At 38.1% G+C, this 17810-nt stretch carries 20 protein-coding genes; 14 read left to right on the top strand and 6 right to left on the bottom strand.

The window, feature by feature from the left end; all coding sequences use genetic code 11:
- The first annotated feature begins 66 nt into the window (after positions 1–66).
- The 4 genes from NST66_RS16315 to NST66_RS16300 all read left to right on the top strand — a co-directional run bounded on the left by NST66_RS16315 (position 67) and on the right by NST66_RS16300 (position 4361).
- Positions 67–1281 (top strand): threonine synthase, encoded by a 1215-nt coding sequence (locus NST66_RS16315; RefSeq protein WP_098627604.1) that lies wholly within the window; start codon positions 67–69, stop codon positions 1279–1281.
- A gap of 796 nt (positions 1282–2077) precedes the next feature.
- Entirely contained in the window at positions 2078–3481 is a 1404-nt protein-coding gene (locus NST66_RS16310) for an MFS transporter (protein WP_033580232.1), read from the top strand.
- A gap of 295 nt (positions 3482–3776) precedes the next feature.
- Complete coding sequence (locus tag NST66_RS16305) at positions 3777–3980, top strand: cold-shock protein (protein ID WP_013056405.1); 204 nt, start codon at positions 3777–3779, stop codon at positions 3978–3980.
- 207 nt (positions 3981–4187) lie between these two features.
- Positions 4188–4361: a hypothetical protein gene (locus tag NST66_RS16300; RefSeq protein ID WP_014459100.1), complete on the top strand. Its 174-nt coding sequence runs from the start codon at positions 4188–4190 to the stop codon at positions 4359–4361.
- Positions 4362–4558: 197 nt separating this feature from the next.
- On the opposite strand, the gene NST66_RS16295 is transcribed toward NST66_RS16300, so the two are convergent.
- Positions 4559–4759, bottom strand: coding sequence for a cold-shock protein (locus tag NST66_RS16295; protein ID WP_029714163.1), 201 nt, complete (start codon positions 4757–4759; stop codon positions 4559–4561).
- A gap of 289 nt (positions 4760–5048) precedes the next feature.
- Between NST66_RS16295 and NST66_RS16290 the strand changes: the two genes are divergently transcribed.
- Complete coding sequence (locus tag NST66_RS16290; RefSeq protein WP_013058095.1) at positions 5049–5924, top strand: YitT family protein; 876 nt, start codon at positions 5049–5051, stop codon at positions 5922–5924.
- 867 nt (positions 5925–6791) lie between these two features.
- Positions 6792–8720: a fructose-1,6-bisphosphatase gene (gene fbp, locus NST66_RS16285; RefSeq protein WP_047750390.1), complete on the top strand. Its 1929-nt coding sequence runs from the start codon at positions 6792–6794 to the stop codon at positions 8718–8720.
- A gap of 42 nt (positions 8721–8762) precedes the next feature.
- On the opposite strand, the gene NST66_RS16280 is transcribed toward fbp, so the two are convergent.
- Together NST66_RS16280 and NST66_RS16275 are read right to left on the bottom strand one after the other, a co-directional pair.
- Positions 8763–9470, bottom strand: a complete 708-nt coding sequence (locus NST66_RS16280) for a M48 family metallopeptidase (RefSeq protein ID WP_033580234.1) — start codon at positions 9468–9470, stop codon at positions 8763–8765.
- A gap of 1 nt (position 9471) precedes the next feature.
- Positions 9472–9975 carry a YehS family protein gene (locus tag NST66_RS16275; RefSeq protein ID WP_098627602.1) on the bottom strand — a complete coding sequence of 168 codons (504 nt, stop codon included), beginning with the start codon at positions 9973–9975 and terminating at the stop codon, positions 9472–9474.
- Positions 9976–10396: 421 nt separating this feature from the next.
- On the opposite strand from NST66_RS16275, the gene NST66_RS16270 reads away from it, so the two are divergent.
- The 3 genes from NST66_RS16270 to phaZ all read left to right on the top strand — a co-directional run bounded on the left by NST66_RS16270 (position 10397) and on the right by phaZ (position 12313).
- Positions 10397–10927, top strand: a complete 531-nt coding sequence (locus NST66_RS16270) for an ECF transporter S component (protein WP_033580236.1) — start codon at positions 10397–10399, stop codon at positions 10925–10927.
- 89 nt (positions 10928–11016) lie between these two features.
- Positions 11017–11208 (top strand): hypothetical protein, encoded by a 192-nt coding sequence (locus tag NST66_RS16265; RefSeq protein ID WP_033580237.1) that lies wholly within the window; start codon positions 11017–11019, stop codon positions 11206–11208.
- 208 nt (positions 11209–11416) lie between these two features.
- Entirely contained in the window at positions 11417–12313 is an 897-nt protein-coding gene (phaZ, locus tag NST66_RS16260) for an intracellular short-chain-length polyhydroxyalkanoate depolymerase (protein WP_028414614.1), read from the top strand.
- Between the two features lie 220 nt (positions 12314–12533).
- On the opposite strand, the gene NST66_RS16255 is transcribed toward phaZ, so the two are convergent.
- Positions 12534–13100 (bottom strand): CBO0543 family protein, encoded by a 567-nt coding sequence (locus NST66_RS16255; RefSeq protein ID WP_340843518.1) that lies wholly within the window; start codon positions 13098–13100, stop codon positions 12534–12536.
- Between the two features lie 166 nt (positions 13101–13266).
- Here NST66_RS16255 and NST66_RS16250 point away from each other — a divergent pair, with 166 nt between their 5' ends.
- The 5 genes from NST66_RS16250 (at position 13267) to NST66_RS16230 (ending at position 16300) form a co-directional block, all read left to right on the top strand.
- A complete protein-coding gene (locus tag NST66_RS16250) occupies positions 13267–13536 on the top strand; it encodes a hypothetical protein (RefSeq protein ID WP_033580239.1) in 270 nt (89 codons plus the stop codon).
- Between the two features lie 102 nt (positions 13537–13638).
- A complete protein-coding gene (locus NST66_RS16245; protein WP_155278279.1) occupies positions 13639–13812 on the top strand; it encodes a hypothetical protein in 174 nt (57 codons plus the stop codon).
- 23 nt (positions 13813–13835) lie between these two features.
- On the top strand, positions 13836–14213 hold the full coding sequence (locus NST66_RS16240; RefSeq protein ID WP_340843517.1) for a hypothetical protein: 378 nt from the start codon (positions 13836–13838) through the stop codon (positions 14211–14213).
- 273 nt (positions 14214–14486) lie between these two features.
- Positions 14487–15110, top strand: a complete 624-nt coding sequence (locus NST66_RS16235; protein ID WP_034268498.1) for an FMN-binding negative transcriptional regulator — start codon at positions 14487–14489, stop codon at positions 15108–15110.
- A 212-nt stretch (positions 15111–15322) separates the two neighbouring features.
- On the top strand, positions 15323–16300 hold the full coding sequence (locus NST66_RS16230; protein ID WP_205664245.1) for a ring-cleaving dioxygenase: 978 nt from the start codon (positions 15323–15325) through the stop codon (positions 16298–16300).
- A 57-nt stretch (positions 16301–16357) separates the two neighbouring features.
- On the opposite strand, the gene NST66_RS16225 is transcribed toward NST66_RS16230, so the two are convergent.
- Complete coding sequence (locus tag NST66_RS16225) at positions 16358–16561, bottom strand: YjcZ family sporulation protein (protein ID WP_375164330.1); 204 nt, start codon at positions 16559–16561, stop codon at positions 16358–16360.
- A gap of 292 nt (positions 16562–16853) precedes the next feature.
- Positions 16854–17747, bottom strand: a complete 894-nt coding sequence (locus tag NST66_RS16220) for a tyrosinase family protein (protein WP_176343732.1) — start codon at positions 17745–17747, stop codon at positions 16854–16856.
- Between the last annotated feature and the right edge of the window lie 63 nt (positions 17748–17810).

The raw sequence follows: 17810 nt of genomic DNA, 5'->3' as shown, positions 1-17810 counted from the left end.
TCTGATAAAAATAATATAAATTATAATGTATATAGTACGTTTACAGAATTTAAAGGAGTGTGTATGATGCCGTTTAGTTATGTTTCTCACTTATATTGTCCTAAATGCAAAAAAGAATATAGTCCAAAAGAAAAACATCAATTATGTGAATGTGGCTCACCGCTATTGGTAGCGTATGATTTAGAGAGATTGAAAGCTAACTTGACTCCAGAAGCTGTTCAAAGCAGGGAACCAAATTTATGGAGATATCATGAGCTGCTTCCAGTAGAAGATCCTAAAAACGTCGTGTCCTTAGGTGAAGGGATGACTCCGCTTATAAAAATGCCTAAGCTAGGGAAAGAAATGAACATTCCAAACTTATATATGAAAGATGAAGGCATTATTCCAACGGGATCGTTTAAAGCTAGAGGCGCCGCTGTAGGGGTGTCAAAAGCAAAAGAACTTGGCGTTGAACAGTTAGCCATGCCCACAAATGGGAACGCCGGAGCTGCTTGGTCGCTGTATTCGTCGCGCGCTGACATAAAAGCAACGGTTGTCATGCCAAAAGATGCGCCTGTTATTACACGAAATGAGTGTGCTGTCGCTGGAGCTGACCTTTACTTAGTCGATGGACTCATAAGTGATGCGGGTAAAATTGTCGGTGAGGCTATTAAAGCATGGGGTCTTTATGATGCTTCTACGCTTAAAGAACCGTACCGAATAGAAGGTAAAAAAACAATGGGCCTAGAAATTGCTGAACAGTTTTCTTGGAATCTTCCTGATGTGATTTTATATCCAACAGGAGGAGGCGTTGGCTTAATTGGAATCTATAAAGCGTTAAATGAATTAAAAGAGCTTGGCTGGATTAAAGGTGATCTTCCTCGTTTAGTGGCGGTACAAGCTGAAAACTGCGCGCCTATTGTAAAAGCATGGAATGAACGAAAACAAGAATCTGAATTTTGGCCGGATTCTTCAACCATCGCCTTTGGTATCAACGTACCAAAAGCAATTGGGGACTTTCTTGTTTTAGAAGCCGTATACAATACAAATGGATGTGCGATTGCGGTCGATGAAGATAAGATTGTGGAAGAACAAAAAAAGGTTGCGCAGCTTGAAGGATCGTTTATTTGTCCGGAAGGTGCGGCTACATTTTTAGCTGCACGCCGTTTGCGAGAAGAAGGCTGGATTAAAGAAAACGAAACGGTTGTTGCTTTAAATACAGGGCTTGGAGTTAAATATCCAAATACGGTAGATATTGAAGTACCAATTTTAGAGCGAGATGGCAGCCTTACTAAAAAATAAAGCAAGTGAAAAAATAGATCTCCGTCTAAGTGGAGGTCTATTTTTTATGTCATCGCACACTCACACTTATTTAATGTAAAAAATTGTAATTATCGTGAATCTTTATGTTCAAAACTATATGAGTGAATGTAGGTTTAAAGTTTGTCTTAGAGGGTATTTAAGAGAAGAAAGAGGATATCTTTCAATTTGGGAAAACAGCTTGGTGAGGAGGTTGAGCGAGCATATTACAAAGCTTGAAGAATATGACAAAAGCAGCACTGTAAACCAGTTTGCTTTTACGGTAGAAAACTTCCATGAAGCCACGAACCACGATAGGGAGAAAGGAGCTGAATTTTTATCCCCCGAACCCAGCCAACTCTTGAAATTTTGTTCTAAGGGCAGAATCATACACTGTTACAATTATTAGAACGAGCTTTATAATTTATTACTAAGTTTACATAATTTTTGTAATGAAAACCGTGTATTCATTGCAAAAATGAAGCTTGTATCTAATGGATTGTGACAATAATTGTCAGGTGATCTGAGTGGAAATTATGATCCGTGAATTGTACGTTGAAATAAAAAAATTATTTTATTTTTAATTAATTTCTTTATCAACGATTATTCTTTAGCATTTTTTTTGCTCTAACCCCTTTAGCAGCAACCTTTTTTATATTTACCACCAGATGAATATTTTTTGTTTTTTACTTAAAAATAAGTAGTGTTCCAAGACAGTTACGTGTGAATTACAGTAAGTCAAATTTGACTTTACTACTCAGTCTTGTATAATCGTATACCGCGGAGGTGACGTGATGAAATGAAGTTTAACAAGAAAAAAATTAACGTCGTAGATATTGACAAAGCTAAAAAAAGCGTCTTTGCTACAGGAGTAGGAAACGCGATGGAATGGTTTGACTTTGGCTTGTATTCATATTTAGCCGTTATTATTAGTCAAAACTTTTTTAGTGCAGTTGAAAATGATCAGCTCAAATTAGTGTTCACATTTGCCACATTTGCGATTGCCTTTTTAATGCGTCCATTAGGCGGTGTTATATTCGGTAAAATTGGAGACAAGTTAGGAAGGAAAGTCGTTTTAACCACCACCATTATTTTAATGGCCTTTTCCACATTACTCATTGGGTTGTTACCTACATATGATCAAATCGGTATATGGGCACCCATCCTTTTATTAATTGCACGAATCATTCAAGGTTTTTCAACTGGTGGTGAATATGCTGGTGCGATGGTGTATATTGCAGAATCGTCTCCAGACAATAAGCGAAATGTGCTTGGAAGTGGACTAGAAATCGGTACACTTGTTGGCTATATTCTTGCTTCACTGCTAGCCAGCTTACTGTTTTTTGTTCTCTCGGATAAACAGATGGCCTCATGGGGCTGGAGAATTCCCTTCTTATTAGGATTGCCTTTAGGCCTTATTGGTTTTTATTTACGAAGAAGTTTAGGGGAAACACCTATTTTTGAAAATGAACTTTCCAACGAAGACGAAGTTGAAGAAGAAAGCTTCCTCTCTATTTTAAAAAATCACAAAAAAGATGTGTTTGTTTGTTTCGTAGCCGTGGCTTTCTTTAACATTACAAACTATATGCTATTATCGTACATGCCTTCTTATTTGAATGAAATTATTGGTTTATCAAACACAGTTGGTACGGTATTAATTACGGCAGTTATGATTTTAATGGTGCCGCTTGCTCTTATGTTTGGAAAACTGAGCGATAAAATCGGAAACAAGAAAGTTTTCTTAATCGGTTTAGGCGGATTGAGCTTACTGTCAGCCTTTTCGTTCTATTTAATCAACTTAAATGGTTTAGTTTTTATTTCAATCGGTATTCTTATTCTAGGTGTTTTACTTGCTACGTATGAAGGAACAATGCCAGGAACGCTGCCAACGATGTTCTACACAGATATTCGCTACCGAACATTAGCGATTACGTTTAATGTTTCAGTTTCTATCTTTGGTGGAACGACGCCATTAGTTGCGACATGGTTAGTTCACGCAACGGGCAATCACTTAGCTCCAGCGTTCTATTTAACCATCGTGAGCATCATCGGATTTTTCGTAATCTTGTTCCTGTTCGCGAACACGGCAGGAAAATCACTGAAAGGTTCATACCCTACAGTTGCTTCTAAGTCTGAGTACAATGAAGCGGTTGAAAATCCAAAAGATTCATTATGGTGGCACACAGAGCAAACAGAAAAATAAAGTAAATAATAAGCAGCTGCTACATTCACTGCTGCGTAAAATAGGAACACTCAAAAAGAGCCTTCTCTTTGTATAGAGCTACAAAGAGAAGGCTCTTTTTATCATTCGATGATTTATTCCATTTCCTGTATTTGCTATCTGCGGTTCCGTATGTTACGATTAAATTAATTATTTTTGTTCGGTATAGGATTGAGAGAAGAGAAATCTCTTCAATAGAATTTTTTATCTTAAGATAGTATGGTTGGACAAGGGTAGTAATACAACCGTGGAGTATTCCACACCAGGAGGCACTATTATGGAACAAGGTACAGTGAAATGGTTTAATGCAGACAAAGGCTTCGGCTTTATCGAAATTGAAGGCGGAGACGATGTATTCGTACATTTCAGCTCTATTCAAGGTGAAGGCTTTAAGTCGTTAGAAGAAGGTCAAAAAGTAACGTTTGACATTGAACAAGGTCAACGCGGAGCACAAGCTGCTAACGTTCATAAAGTAGCATAATTAATCCAACGTAAAAAGACTCCACATAGGGGTCTTTTTGCTTTGGATTTTAATAATTAAAAAAGAAATCTTCATTGGACTAGCCGTTGGAAAAGGTTGCTGACTATCAGAATGCTGATAACGTCTCAAATATAAGCTGCACATTATATTTCCCGATAAATAAAGTTAAAAATTTGATTGGTTTTGATACGAGAGAGGATGAAGGATATGAGTATAAGCTTATTTGCTAATGGAGAAACAGTAAGTATAAAAGCATCTAATGAAATAGTGATTATCTTAAAAAGTCATTATGTGAAAAATATGAAAAGATATTCTTATACAGTTGATAAATATCCCAGTACATTTTTCTTTGAAGAAGAGTTAATGAAGCACGAATCATAATTATTCATGAAGAAATATTGATTTATAGTTTGGATTCCGCCAATACTATGCTATACTGAGTTTACCATTTGTATTACCGATTACTATTTTTGTATTAATAAGCCCTATTCCTCAGTGGATAGGGTTTTATTATTACATTTTCAAAGTAATGAAAAAGACAGACTCCATGGAGTCTGTCTTTTTCTATTTATGACGGATTACGCTTTTTGAACGTTAGTAGCTTGAGGGCCGCGTTGACCTTGTTCTACTTCAAATGTAACTTCTTGACCTTCGTCTAAAGATTTGAAGCCTTCGCTTTGGATTGCTGAGAAATGTACAAATACATCGTCTCCGTTTTCGCGTTCGATGAATCCAAAACCTTTTTCTGCGTTAAACCATTTTACTTTACCTTGTTCCATAATTGTTGCCTCCTAGTGTGACACGCACACATTGTGTTACTATCCTTGCTCAAATCTATAGACGAAAGTTATGTAACTTATCAATCTTTGCCGAACAAAAATAATTCTTCTTAAACTTAACAGAAATGATGACGTATTGCAAGGATAGAGTCTGTATAGCTAGAAGTTCGCCTTTGTCTATTTTGCACTATGTGAGCTAAAAACCGATACGTAAGCCTCCTCAGTTCAAATAAAGAGAATGTTTGTGGTACACTTAAATAGTAAAAAACATTTAAAAGCGAGGAATTATATGAACACAACTAAAAAACACCACAGGCCTAAGCGGCTAAAAATTGCTTTCCGAGCACTAATGGTCATTATCGGAGGGATTATTGCAGCTTACGGCTTAGAAACTGTCTTAATTCCAAACCACGTCTCAGATGGAGGAGTAACAGGCATTAGTATCGTTGCGTCAAACCTATTTGGATTACCACTAGGTGTTCTCATTGCCGTTATTAATATTCCTTTTGTATGGTTAGGATATCAACAAATCGGGAAAAGTTTTGCTATATTTTCCATCCTCGGAATCGTCTCACTAGCTGTCGGTACAAGCCTCATGCATCATACTCCAGCGATTATTGAAGGAGATACACTACTTGTAACCGTTGTCGGCGGTATTATCCTTGGTTTTGGAATGGGAATTGCACTGCGTAATGGCGGCGCGCTAGATGGCATCGATATGCTAGCTGTACTGCTTTCTCGAAAATTGCCGTTTGGAACAAGTGATCTTATTTTGTTCTTAAATGCGTTTGTCTTTATTTTTGTTTCATTAGTATTTGGTCTGCAAGGCGCGATTCTTTCTGCAATTGCATACTTTATTGCATCCAAAGTTATTCACATCGTAGAAGTAGGTCTAAGCGGATCGAAAACCTTCCAGATTATCACTTCTCAGCCTGCGTTAATGGTAGAGACAATACGTGATCGTTTAGGGCGAAGCGCTACATATAAAGAAGCTTACGGCGGATACTCTCATGAAAAATTCAAGGAAATCACATGTGTAATCAACCGCTTGGAAGAAAGCAAAATGAAAGAAATTATCAATGAAATTGACCCGACGGCTTTTGTTACGGTATATGACGTAGCCGAAGTTAAAGGCGGTAATTTCCGAAAGAATAATATTCACTAACATCATCAATACATTGTAAGAACACTCTACTACATCCTTTTTTACTTAGGCGTGTAGAGATAAGAAAAAGCAGCGTGATGTTTTACATCCGCTGCTTTTTTATATCGTAAAATCCACTTGCTGAGCGGAGGGTTTTAAAATCGGATATGCTGAAAAAATGAGACGGTCAGAGTTAAAGTAGATAGGGTACCTGCATACATTCACGTAATGATTTTTCCTTTGTATTTCTTCCTTGGAAATTTGACAACAGCGTTCCATATTATAATAGAAGCAATTGTTACTCGGAAAAGCCACATACAACTTCTTCCGCCGTCAAACAGCAGACTCAGATAGCCTACGTGTACCATATGTATTTGTATTCATTTTCCTCTCGTGCTGTATTTAACAAAGCCAACAGAAAAAATCTCTGAACGTAGAAGAACAGAGATTCAACAGAATGATGATTCTTATATCATACAAAGGATGACTTTTCCTGTCTCAGAAAGGTCATCTTTATCGTACCACCACCAAGGACTTGGCGCTGTGCGTTTTCTCACAGCGAGGGAAGAAAAACTCTGCTATTGTATAGAGGTCGGAGTAAACTTTCTTAATTATGTGCGCTTCTTTCATATGTATCGAACCTGTTGACTAAGATCAGCAGGTTTTTTTTGTTAGCAGCTAGCTATCATCTTCAAGGGGGCAAGACCGGTTAATCTTTATAGACAAATAGACTTTATACCATTTTACCCATACGTAAAATAGGTTAAAATAAAGGGGTGAGGCGTGGAGAGAAAAGAGAAGAGTTAAATAAAAGGTATTTAACATCATAATCACAAGCTTAATGAGTGATTGTACTAAATGGTGAACGTTGAAAGGGGATACATAGTTTTGAACACAAAATATCTAGATTTACTTGCACAAAAGTATGATACGGAAGAAAAAGTGGTAACCGAAATTATTAACCTTGAAGCTATTCTTCATCTGCCAAAGGGGACTGAACATTTTGTCAGTGATTTACACGGCGAGTATCAAGCTTTTCAGCACGTGCTGCGAAATGGTTCAGGGAATGTAAAAGAGAAAATCAAAGATCTTTTTAAAAATGTATTATCTGACCAAGAAATCAATGAATTTGCGACATTAGTGTATTATCCTGAAGAAAAATTGCCGTTGATTAAAGCGCAGTTTCGAAACAAAAAAGAACTGTATGAATGGTATAAAGAAATCATCGATCGTATGCTTAATCTCATCTCGTACGCTTCTTCTAAATACACGCGCTCTAAACTGCGTAAAGCATTGCCGGAGCAATTTGTGTACATCATTGAAGAATTGCTGTACAAAACGGATGAATTTACAAATAAAGAACAGTACTATACAAAGATTGTTCAGCAGATTATTTCTTTAGGGCAAGCCGATAAGCTTATTATAGGGCTTGCGTATACGACGCAAAGATTGGTTGTGGACCATCTGCACGTAGTAGGGGATATTTATGATCGTGGACCTGAACCGGATAAAATTATGGATACGCTGATTAACTATCACTCCGTTGATATTCAGTGGGGAAACCACGATGTGCTATGGCTAGGCGCTTTTGCGGGCTCGAAAGTGTGCCTTGCCAATATTATTCGGATCTGCGCGAGATACGACAATCTAGATATTATTGAAGACGTATATGGCATTAACCTGAGACCGCTGCTTAACTTGGCGGAGAAATATTATGATGATAATCCTGCTTTTAGACCAAAAGTAAGCTCGAGTGACAAACTATCCGATCACGAGCGACTACAAATTACGAAAATTCATCAGGCCATTGCGATGATTCAGTTCAAGCTTGAAAGTCCGATTATAAAAAGACGTCCTTTCTTTAATATGTCAGAAAGGCTGTTGCTTGAAAAAATTGATTATGATAAAAATGAAATTACGATATACGGAAACACGTATCCGCTAGAAAACAGCTGCTTTGCAACGGTTAACCCCGAGCAGCCTGATCAGCTATTAGAAGAAGAAGAGCAGGTAATGGAAAGACTGCTGCTTTCCGTGCAGCATTCGGAAAAGCTGGCGAGACATATGAAGTTTCTGATGAAAAAAGGCAGCCTTTATTTGAAATATAACGGAAACTTATTAATACACGGCTGCATTCCTTTAGATGAAGAAGGAAACATGGAAAAAATGACGATAGAAGATAAAACGTATGCAGGCCGTAACTTGCTTGATGTGTTTGAACATTATTTACAAGAGGCTTTTGCACATCCTGAAGAAACGGATGATTTGGCAACAGATATGGTCTGGTACCTGTGGACAGGAGAATATTCATCACTCTTTGGGAAACGTGCCATGACGACGTTTGAACGATATTTTATCAGTGATAAAGCAACGCATAAAGAGAAGAAAAATCCATACTACTATTTACGGGAAAATGAGGAAGTCTGCCAAAACATTCTCGCAGAATTTAATTTGAATCCTGATCACGGTCATATTATTAATGGTCATACGCCTGTCAAAGAAATTGAAGGAGAAAACCCGGTCAAAGCAAATGGAAAGATGATTGTTATTGACGGCGGTTTTTCAAAAGCGTATCAATCCACAACAGGTATCGCTGGATATACATTATTATATAATTCTTACGGCATGCAGCTAGTCGCTCACAAACACTTTAATTCAAAAGAAGAGATTTTATTAGAAGGAACGGACGTTTTATCCGTAAAGCGATTGGTTGATAAAGAACTAGAAAGAAAAATGGTTTTAGAAACAAATGTCGGAGAAGAATTGTTAAAAGAAATTTCTATTTTAAAAGATTTACGAAAATATCGCTATAGTTAAAAATACGAAAAGAGCAGGATGCCTAAAGGCTCCTGCTCTTTTTTACACGGTCATTTCCCAGCTCGACATTTCCAGCCAGTGCTCTTGTTCACGATAATCGGGCATAATTTTCCCGACAAGACGCCAAAAGGACCGATCATGATTCATGTGAACCATGTGGCACATTTCATGAACGACTACGTAATCAATGACGTGCTGCGGTGCCATTGCCAGCCGCCAGTTGAAGGTTAGCTGACGCTTAGAATCACACGTGCCCCACGCTTTTTTGCTATCGGAAATCGAGATGGATCGCGGCTTTGTTTTAAAATGTTTTTGATAGGAGGAGATACTTTTGGTTACGAGCGCTTTACATTGTTGATAGTAAAAACGTTTGAGCGCTTGTTTTATCGCTTCATCGTCGTGCTGATTGACATAAATCTGAAGCGTGTTCGCTTCAAACACTACAGAATCCTTTGTAATGGTCGAATCGTGATGAATCTGTATCGGATAGTTTTTTCCTACATATAAAAAGCTTTCTCCGTGTTCATAGACTTTTTTCTTGGGTCCATGCGTTCTATCTTTCATTTCATTTATTTTTTGCTGAATTAATGCCCAGTTGTTCTCTAATAACATACGTACTTGTTCAGTAGAGGTTCCTTTAGGAGCAAGGACTTCGACCGTTCCGTATCCGTCTACTTTAATTGCAAAAGAACTTCGGTTTTTATATCGTATTTCATAATGGATACTCTGATTTGAAAAAGTGTGTATCATGTTATCCTCTATATTGTACGGTTAAGCCTCTTAGGAATTTTCGAGCAAAATTCTCTTTGCACGGTTTGTAATTTTTATGGCCTTTTTTTCGTAATAAAGCACCTAATTCTGCTTTAGATACACGTATTCCACCGTCGTCAAATACTTCTAACATCTCTTCGCTTGTTAGGGATAAAGCGATTTTCACTTTCTTTAATAAGACATTATACATATTTTGATTGCTCTGAACCGGCGCTGGAGGTGCTTGCCCTGGTTTAGGATCTTGTTTTCCTCTTTTAAAGGTAATAAAACCGTTTAAAAAAGAATCTAACATACTGTTCGTGCACGGTATATGATCGTCCGCATGAACTGTATCCTCGTCTTCTTCATCCGGTGTTCTCGTAAGGATTTTTAATACGTCTTCTTTGGTTACATCTTCTCCGCCAAGATTAAAGATCTCTACCATTTCTGTATTTTTTAAATCCAAGGCATATCGTAATCTAATTAAAATATCGTTATTATCCATTCTTGCTCCTCCTATAACTTGCTTGCTGTATGTAAAAATTATGACTGCCACAATCTGAACGGACTTGGTCAATATCAGTACAATTATAGTAACAGGTTCCGCTGGAATTCTAAGTTATTCCATTCATTTCTACAAACATATAACTTCTCATATTTATCAGCCTTCGTCAACTCTTGAAAAAGAACGATTTGCTCATATTATGTCCGAACAGACACTTTGCCATAACAAAATTAGGAGGTGCAGTCTGCTAAAGGAAGGAGAGGCAGCTTTATTTTTTTAAGAACGGATAGGACAATTTTTGAAGTTAGCGGATCTCTGTGTGCTGCTAGAATGATATACCCTACTAAATAAATAGTTTTACATATTTATTTAGTATCCAAATAGGAGTATGATAGTAGTAAAAAAAGAAAGAGGTCAACAGATGAATTCAACATACTCACCAAGAGAATCAACCAAAATCAAAGCTTTATCCATGCATGCGCTTTTTATCGCACTGACGTTTGTAGCGACAATGTTTATCAACATCAAGCTTCCAATCATGGGTAACGGAGGCCTCATCCATTTAGGCAACGTTCCTCTTTTTATAGCGGCCTTTATTTACGGTAAAAAAACAGGAGCCATCGCCGGCGCTTTTGGAATGGGGTTATTCGATCTGATCTCGGGATGGACAGCGTGGGCACCGTTTACGTTTATTATTGTAGGGGCCATGGGCTTTTTAGCAGGTCTTATCTCTGAAAAAGCACCTGGTAAACGAGCACTTGTCAACACACTGGCAGTTGTTGCTGCGCTGATTGTGAAAATCGTGGGCTACTATTTTGCCGAAGTGATTCTTTACGGTAACTGGATCCTTCCGCTTGGCTCTATACCAGGCAATGTGATGCAAGTTGTTATCGCCGGTATCATTGTCGTTCCGCTTGTAGCGCGCTTAAAGAACAGAGCGGTACAAATTTAATCCGTCAATCGTAAGTCGTTTTACCATTGTCCTATCCTTAAGTGATATACTTGATAGATATTCATCAAGTGAAAGGAGCGGAAAACACCATGAAATATCTAAAATCACAGATGAAGCAGCTCATTAAAGACAATCAGGAACTGCAAGGTAAGCTGAATGGACTGATGAAAGAGCACAACCTTGAAAAAAACTTTGCTCTTAAAGCTCTCTACCATGCAGAAGTGGCTGAAGGCGGGAAATATCAGCTTGCTTATCAAGCATTAGACGCACCGAAAAAGTAATGGCCTTGTTGCTCATTCGTATATTTCTTCATAATAAAAAGGCAGCCGAATCGCGTATTTGGCTGCCTTTTTTTAGCAAATAGAATGACGCACAATCATCTTGGTGTTTGTACAACTTCTTTTGAACTGCTTAACTCTAGATAAATAGGGTATGTAAAAATTAAAGATAGCTATCGTTCTAATCATATAAGAAAAGAGGAAAATAGCGATGACCGTATCTGCTTTAGAACAAGCAAAAGTAGAATTACCGAATGGAGAAACAGTAAATTACCGAATGAAAAAAGGCGGAAAAGAGGTGCTTTTGTTAATTCACGGAAACATGAATTCTTCCCTTAACTGGGATGTGTTAATGAACGAACTGCCAGAACATATCACAGCTTATGCCATCGACCTAAGAGGGTTTGGAGACTCCACTTATCATACACCTATCCACACAATCAAAGACTTATCAGATGATGTCAAACTGTTTGCAGATGCTTTAAAGTTGTCTGCTTTTACAATAAGCGGGTGGTCATTAGGAGGAGCAGTTGCTATGCAATATGTGATTGATCATCCGAATGATGCCAAAAATTTAATCCTATTAAGCTCCGTCAACATCAAAGGCTATCCCATTCCAAGAAGAACGTTTTTAGAACTGCCTATTCCTAACAATTTTATACAAACCAAAGAAGAAGTAAAAGAAGCATTTAGAATGGTAGAAAACGCGAAAGAAACAAAAAACACATGGTTTTTAAAAATGATGCTGCGTCAATTTTTATATACAAAAAATAAGCCGTCTGCTGATCAATTTGAAAAGTATTTAGAAGGAACGATCAAGCAGCGAAACTTAATTGATATCAATTACGCACTCATGAGATTTAACATTTCAAACGATTTTAACGGTGTTGTTCAAGGGACAGGAGAGGTGGAAAAAATCACGATTCCTACTATGGTTATTCAAGGAGATGAAGATAAAATGGTTTCAACAAGAGATGCATCTGACATCGCAAAAGGCATAGGGGAAAATGCAACGTTAAAAATCATGAAAGGTGTAGGCCACTGCCCGTTGTTAGATGATTTAAGCAGTTTAATGGACTTATACAACGCTAAGTTAAGCAGGGCTTAGGAAAAGCGAGATTTTCTTTTCTAACAAAAGTTTTATAGTTGCTAGATGCAGCATGTTCTAAATCCACACAAGAAAAATGGGCTGCCTGAAAAAGAGATACTGTGTGATGAAAAAAGCGTGCTATCTTTTGAGGAAGCTGACAGGGAGTAAATAAAGCCACTACAAAAAACGTAAGGTCTTTGCAAAGAGGCTTACGTTTTTTTACATGCACTCAACATATTCAATTCTGCTTTTCAAAATAAAGAAACAGATTGGTAATCCATTTTGATAGCACTATCACCCCGAGATAAAATACAAATAAATAACCGTAAGTAGCCCATTCATGCAGCTGGAAAAAGCCGATTCCTGTTAATAATGGTTTAAAAATAAAAGCAAAAAATAAACAAAGAGCCGTTGCGTATAAATAATAGTTTTTATGACGGTTGGTCGTCCATTGGTAAAGCAACATAAAAGAGACAGGAATAAGCGAAGCATCTAGGCTAAAGCTTACGGGTATGATTGTGTTGATTTGGTAAGGATACGTCCACAGCCCGTTATAAACGCCAGCGGTATCACTATAGTGAAACCAAACGTGCACGTTAAATCCATAAAACCCTAGATGAAAAGCTTTTTTTCGATCAATAAAAAAATAGAGAATGACTAAAGGCAAAATAAAAGCGCCCAAGGTCACCCAAAACTGCCAAGAGCTTGGACTCGAGTAGTGATGCCAATATTCAGCCCACGTTTTGGAGAGATCTTCCTGTATGCTATGTATTTTTTCAAGATATTCCTTTTGATTGGTTGTCAACGTGATCCATCCTTTTTAAGTAAGAAAAGTTTTTTATTTTTAAACTGCCCTTTTCTTAAGGTTTGGATACCTTTCCCTATTGAGTTGTTTGTATTTTTCTGCACGTACATTTTAACTGGCCTTTATGCTAAAATAGGAGGTATAAAAAGGAAAAAGAAGGGAACGTATGGATAGTTCTATTTTAAACATAGTGATAGCGGTTTTTTCTATGATGGCCGGGTTAATCATCCTTTCTTTATCTCGATCATTATCCGATGAATCAATGAAGCGGGTTCGGATTAGAGGGCTTCTTATCCCCATGTACTGGATAGCTAAAGGATGCTTTGGCATATCGTTTGAGAGGTTTGCACGTAAAACGATGTATGTATTCGGTGTAATCTGCATGCTTACGTCGATTTTGCTGCTCGGAGAGGCCGTTTATCAGCTCATCATTTAAAAAGCAGTTACAGCGGCTGCTTTTTTCCATTTTTATGAAACTTTTAGCGTGGTTTTTACGTATAAAAGGTATCAATAAAATAGGAGAAAAAGGAGTGGTTTTTTGCCTGAAGAAAAGAAAAAGACAGATTATCTAGGAATGGGATTAGGTCTGGGCATTGCGATGGGGGCTTCTCTTGGGATGATGATGGATAATATTGGGTTTGGTATTGCGATTGGGACCTCATTAGGCGTTGTTTTTGGAACGACGATGAATCAAAGAAACAATAAGGAATAGATTTCTGAAGAAAGGAGTAGAGAATGAAATATTTTGACGAAGCAAAAGAACTATGGGTAAACTATGTCCCGAGAAATGGGCAGTCGGATATTGTAGAAGGAGAGGTTATCCGAGCTATTGAAAAGCTCCGCTGTGAAGCTCAAGGCAACGGAAATGCCAATTGGGACGGCGGATTTGAGATGCTAGTGCTATATATACTAGACGTATTAAATGACCCGGCCGTATTCAGCTCAGCTATGTTAGCCGAAATAAAAGCCGATGTTCACACCTTGCTCACTTCGGCAGAAGATCCGTATTTAGAAGACGACGTATACGATCGCTTGACGGACCGCGTCATTGAGTGGCATATAGCAAAAGGCGGACCTATCAAACGAGAAAAAAATCCTCAATTATATAGATAAGCGAGAAAAAGGAGCTGTTTTAAACGGGCTCTTCTTTTTTTGATCCCCAACGCTTTGCTTAACCAACAACTATCTAATTGCATCATGTGCTAAATAAATACATATTAAAAATCAGCGGTTTACATCACAGCAGTATAGCATAAGCTTCTTAAAAAATCGATTCATAAACGATTAAATGTTTGCTGACCTCCATAAAAAGTTTATAACTGACGCTGTTGCAAACACCTGTATTATTATATTCTTTACTAAATAAAAGATAAAGGAGAAGCGCCGATGTATATTCCAAAGTATTTTAAAGTAAATGATGAACAAATCATGTATGATTTTATTGAAGACAATGGATTCGCCACTTTGTTTTCATATCATAATGAAAAGCCTTATGCTACTCATTTGCCCTTGATGTTAGATCGGAAAGAAAAAGCTTTATACGGGCATTTTGCTCGTCCGAATCAGCAGTGGAAAGATGCTGAAAATCAAGAAATTTTGATTGTGTTTCAAGGGCCTCACTGCTATATTTCACCGTCTTGGTATGAAACGAATCAAGCTGTACCAACATGGAATTATGAAGCTGTTCACGTGTATGGAACCATGAAAATGATTGAAGAACCAACAGAACTGCTTGGGCTGCTGAGTAAGATGGTAGAAAAATATGAAAGCCCGAGTAGTACATATACACTAAATGACGTTGACCCTGCTTATATGAATGGTTTAAGCAAAGGAATCGTTGGATTTAAGATCGATATTACTAAAATGGAAGGCAAGCAAAAGCTAAGTCAAAATCATTCAGCAGAGAGACAGCAGCTAGTTATAGAAAAATTAGAGCAGACGTCGCGTGAAAATGAAAAGAAAATTGCAGCCCTGATGAAACAAAATGTGCAGCGCGCGCTTAAAAAATAAGGGCTGGTTGAAAAAATGATTTATTCGTTAGCTTAAATCCAAAAAGAAACTGAATATGTTTTTAGTTTCTTTTTTTATGTCCACAGTACTTTTCTTGTTATTGACAAACAGGCTGTATATCCTTTAAAATTATCTTTAATTAAAGATAATCAAATTAAAGATAATTTTAGCGTAAGTTAAAAATTTATACATTATGAAAAGAGGCGGAGCAGATGGAATTGTTAGGGTTGCATCATGTATCTATTTTGACGGGGAAAGCTGAGAAAAACTATCAGTTTTTCACTAAAGTTTTAGGCATGCGATTAGTAAAAAAAACGGTGAATCAAGATAACACTCAGTCTTACCACTTATTTTATGCAGATGGAGAAGGGACCCCAGGAACGGAAGTAACGTTTTTTGATATTCCAGGGCTTGCAAGAACGCATGAAGGTGCATCTGATATTTCGACCGTGTCGCTTCGCGTTAAAAGTACGGATTCTCTACACTTTTGGAAAGAACGCTTCGAGCAGCACGGAGTGGAATATGAAGAAATAGCTAAACGAGCTAATCGTGATACATTAGCATTTAAAGATTACGAAGGTACACGTTTGCTTCTTGTCGCGGACAACGGTGAAAAAGGTGTAAGAGCAGGCGTGCCGTGGAAGCGCGAAGACATTCCGTTAGAACATGCGATCATCGGCTTAGGACCGGTCACGCTAACGGTGGGCACGGCAGAACCAACAGTCGGTGTACTAACAAACATTATGGGATTTCGCTATGTAGGTTCTTATCCATCTTTTGCAGAAAATCAAAAGGATATTTTGGTTTATGCAACGGGTGAAGGCGGAAGCGGAGCCGAAGTTCATATTGAAACGAGACCCGATTTGCCGAAAGTTCGCTTAGGGCGCGGTGGCGTTCATCACGTTGCCTTCCGTGTGCCAAATGAAGAAGAATACAATAAGTGGGCAACTCAATTAAATGAAAACAGTCTGCCGAATTCCGGTAAAGTAGAGCGATACTATTTTAAAGCACTTTATTTCAGAGAACCAAACGGCATTTTATTTGAATTATCAACGGACACACCTGGATTTGCGACCGATGAACCGCTTGAAACAATGGGTCAAACATTAGCGCTGCCGCCATTTTTAGAGCCGAAGCGCAAAGAAATTGAAGAGAAGCTGAGACCTCTAGATTTGGACGAAACGCTATAAGGTTTGCAGCGACTAAGACATGAAAAAACTCCAGTATTTATACTGGAGTTTTTTAGGTTAACAATCATCGTGATGGAAACCGAAACCACATGCACCAATAATAATGAGTAAAATAAACAGTACGATGATAATGGCAAAACCATTACCTCTGTGGCAAGGAACGCTATATCCACATTCCATATATCCATAGTCCGGCATTGTATATCCGCAGTGTGGAATCATATGGTCATAAGCAGGAGCAGCATAGCCGTGGTGAGCCATAGCAGGTGAGAACGGTACATTCTCGTGAGAACTAAACGGTGCGTTTACGTTATTATGCATTTTAATATCTTCCCTTCATTTATAAAACTTTTATAAAGCTTTGATAACTTATTCATATGTTCAAAGGTCCTTATATGAAGCTTATTCACAGCCCAATTATGGTTGATTGACTATATTTTATGGTGAATGGAAATGATGCAGTGAGTTTTACGATGCTTATGGCCTTATAAGTTATGTCAGAAGGGAAGGGGTTTACCTGTTTTTGATTGTATACCGCTGTTTTTAGAACTGGTTATGATGAACGTTTTGATTTTCTTAATTCTATATCGTATACGTACCCAAGCTTCCGATGGTTCATAACGTCTTCAGGGGTTGTATTCCAAGGATACATCGGATCTCTAAAGTTTTGACCAAATGGTCCGTTTTTCATCGGCAGATAGTTTTGATTGCGATGAACAATTTGCCATACAGCCCAAATACGATCCACATTTGCGTGGTGTAAAAAGAAGACAGGATCGTTCGGAGCAGTAGGGACAACGCCCATCTGTCCGCCAACCCAACGGTGTACACGATTGTGAAGCTGCGGTCCGTTAATAAATCCTTCAAGCTGATTACGAAAGCTGTTTTGGCTGGTCATATCCCAAGGCGGCGTATCATATTGAGTTATTTTTAAAGCTTTGAGAACATCATCTCGAGTAGGGAGTGTAGGCGCCTCTTTCGTTGCTCCAAAATTACGTTTTAACCCTCCAGAAGGATTTCCTTGTTCATCGATCGTCGTCCAGCGCCCAGCTGCAAATGGCCCAGTATCGACGATAAAATCCTTTTTGGGATTTCCGTTTCCGCCCATAAAATCTGCGCTCCAAATTGGTGATTGTGATGGATCCTGCAGCTGTGCATCCGTTTCCCATTCCCAATAAGGAAGGGTTACTTCTGGATTGATCGACTGGAGGTCACGTTCGAATCGCAAAAGGTATTCACGATGCCACGGCAAAAAAGCAGAACTCATATGTGCTGCATTTCGATCGCTGCCCGGAGGAGTATGAAATTTACCTGCTGCACCATGCCAGGCTATATAGCGGTCATATATTCCTTTTTCCTTTAGTATGAGCACGGCACGAATAAAATCTCTTTTTTCGGTGTCTGTAAGATGTAATACGTTTTTTCTGACTTTATATTTGTTACTCATTTTTTAACCTCTTTCTAAAAAAGAAGCAAGGGGCTGTTTCTTTTTTATATTCAGAATATGTCC

The sequence above is a fragment of the Priestia sp. FSL W8-0524 genome (assembly GCF_038005965.1).
Classification (GTDB): domain Bacteria; phylum Bacillota; class Bacilli; order Bacillales; family Bacillaceae_H; genus Priestia; species Priestia zanthoxyli.
Note: the sequence above shows the minus strand (reverse complement) of the source record. Positions and strands in the feature narration are given on the sequence as shown.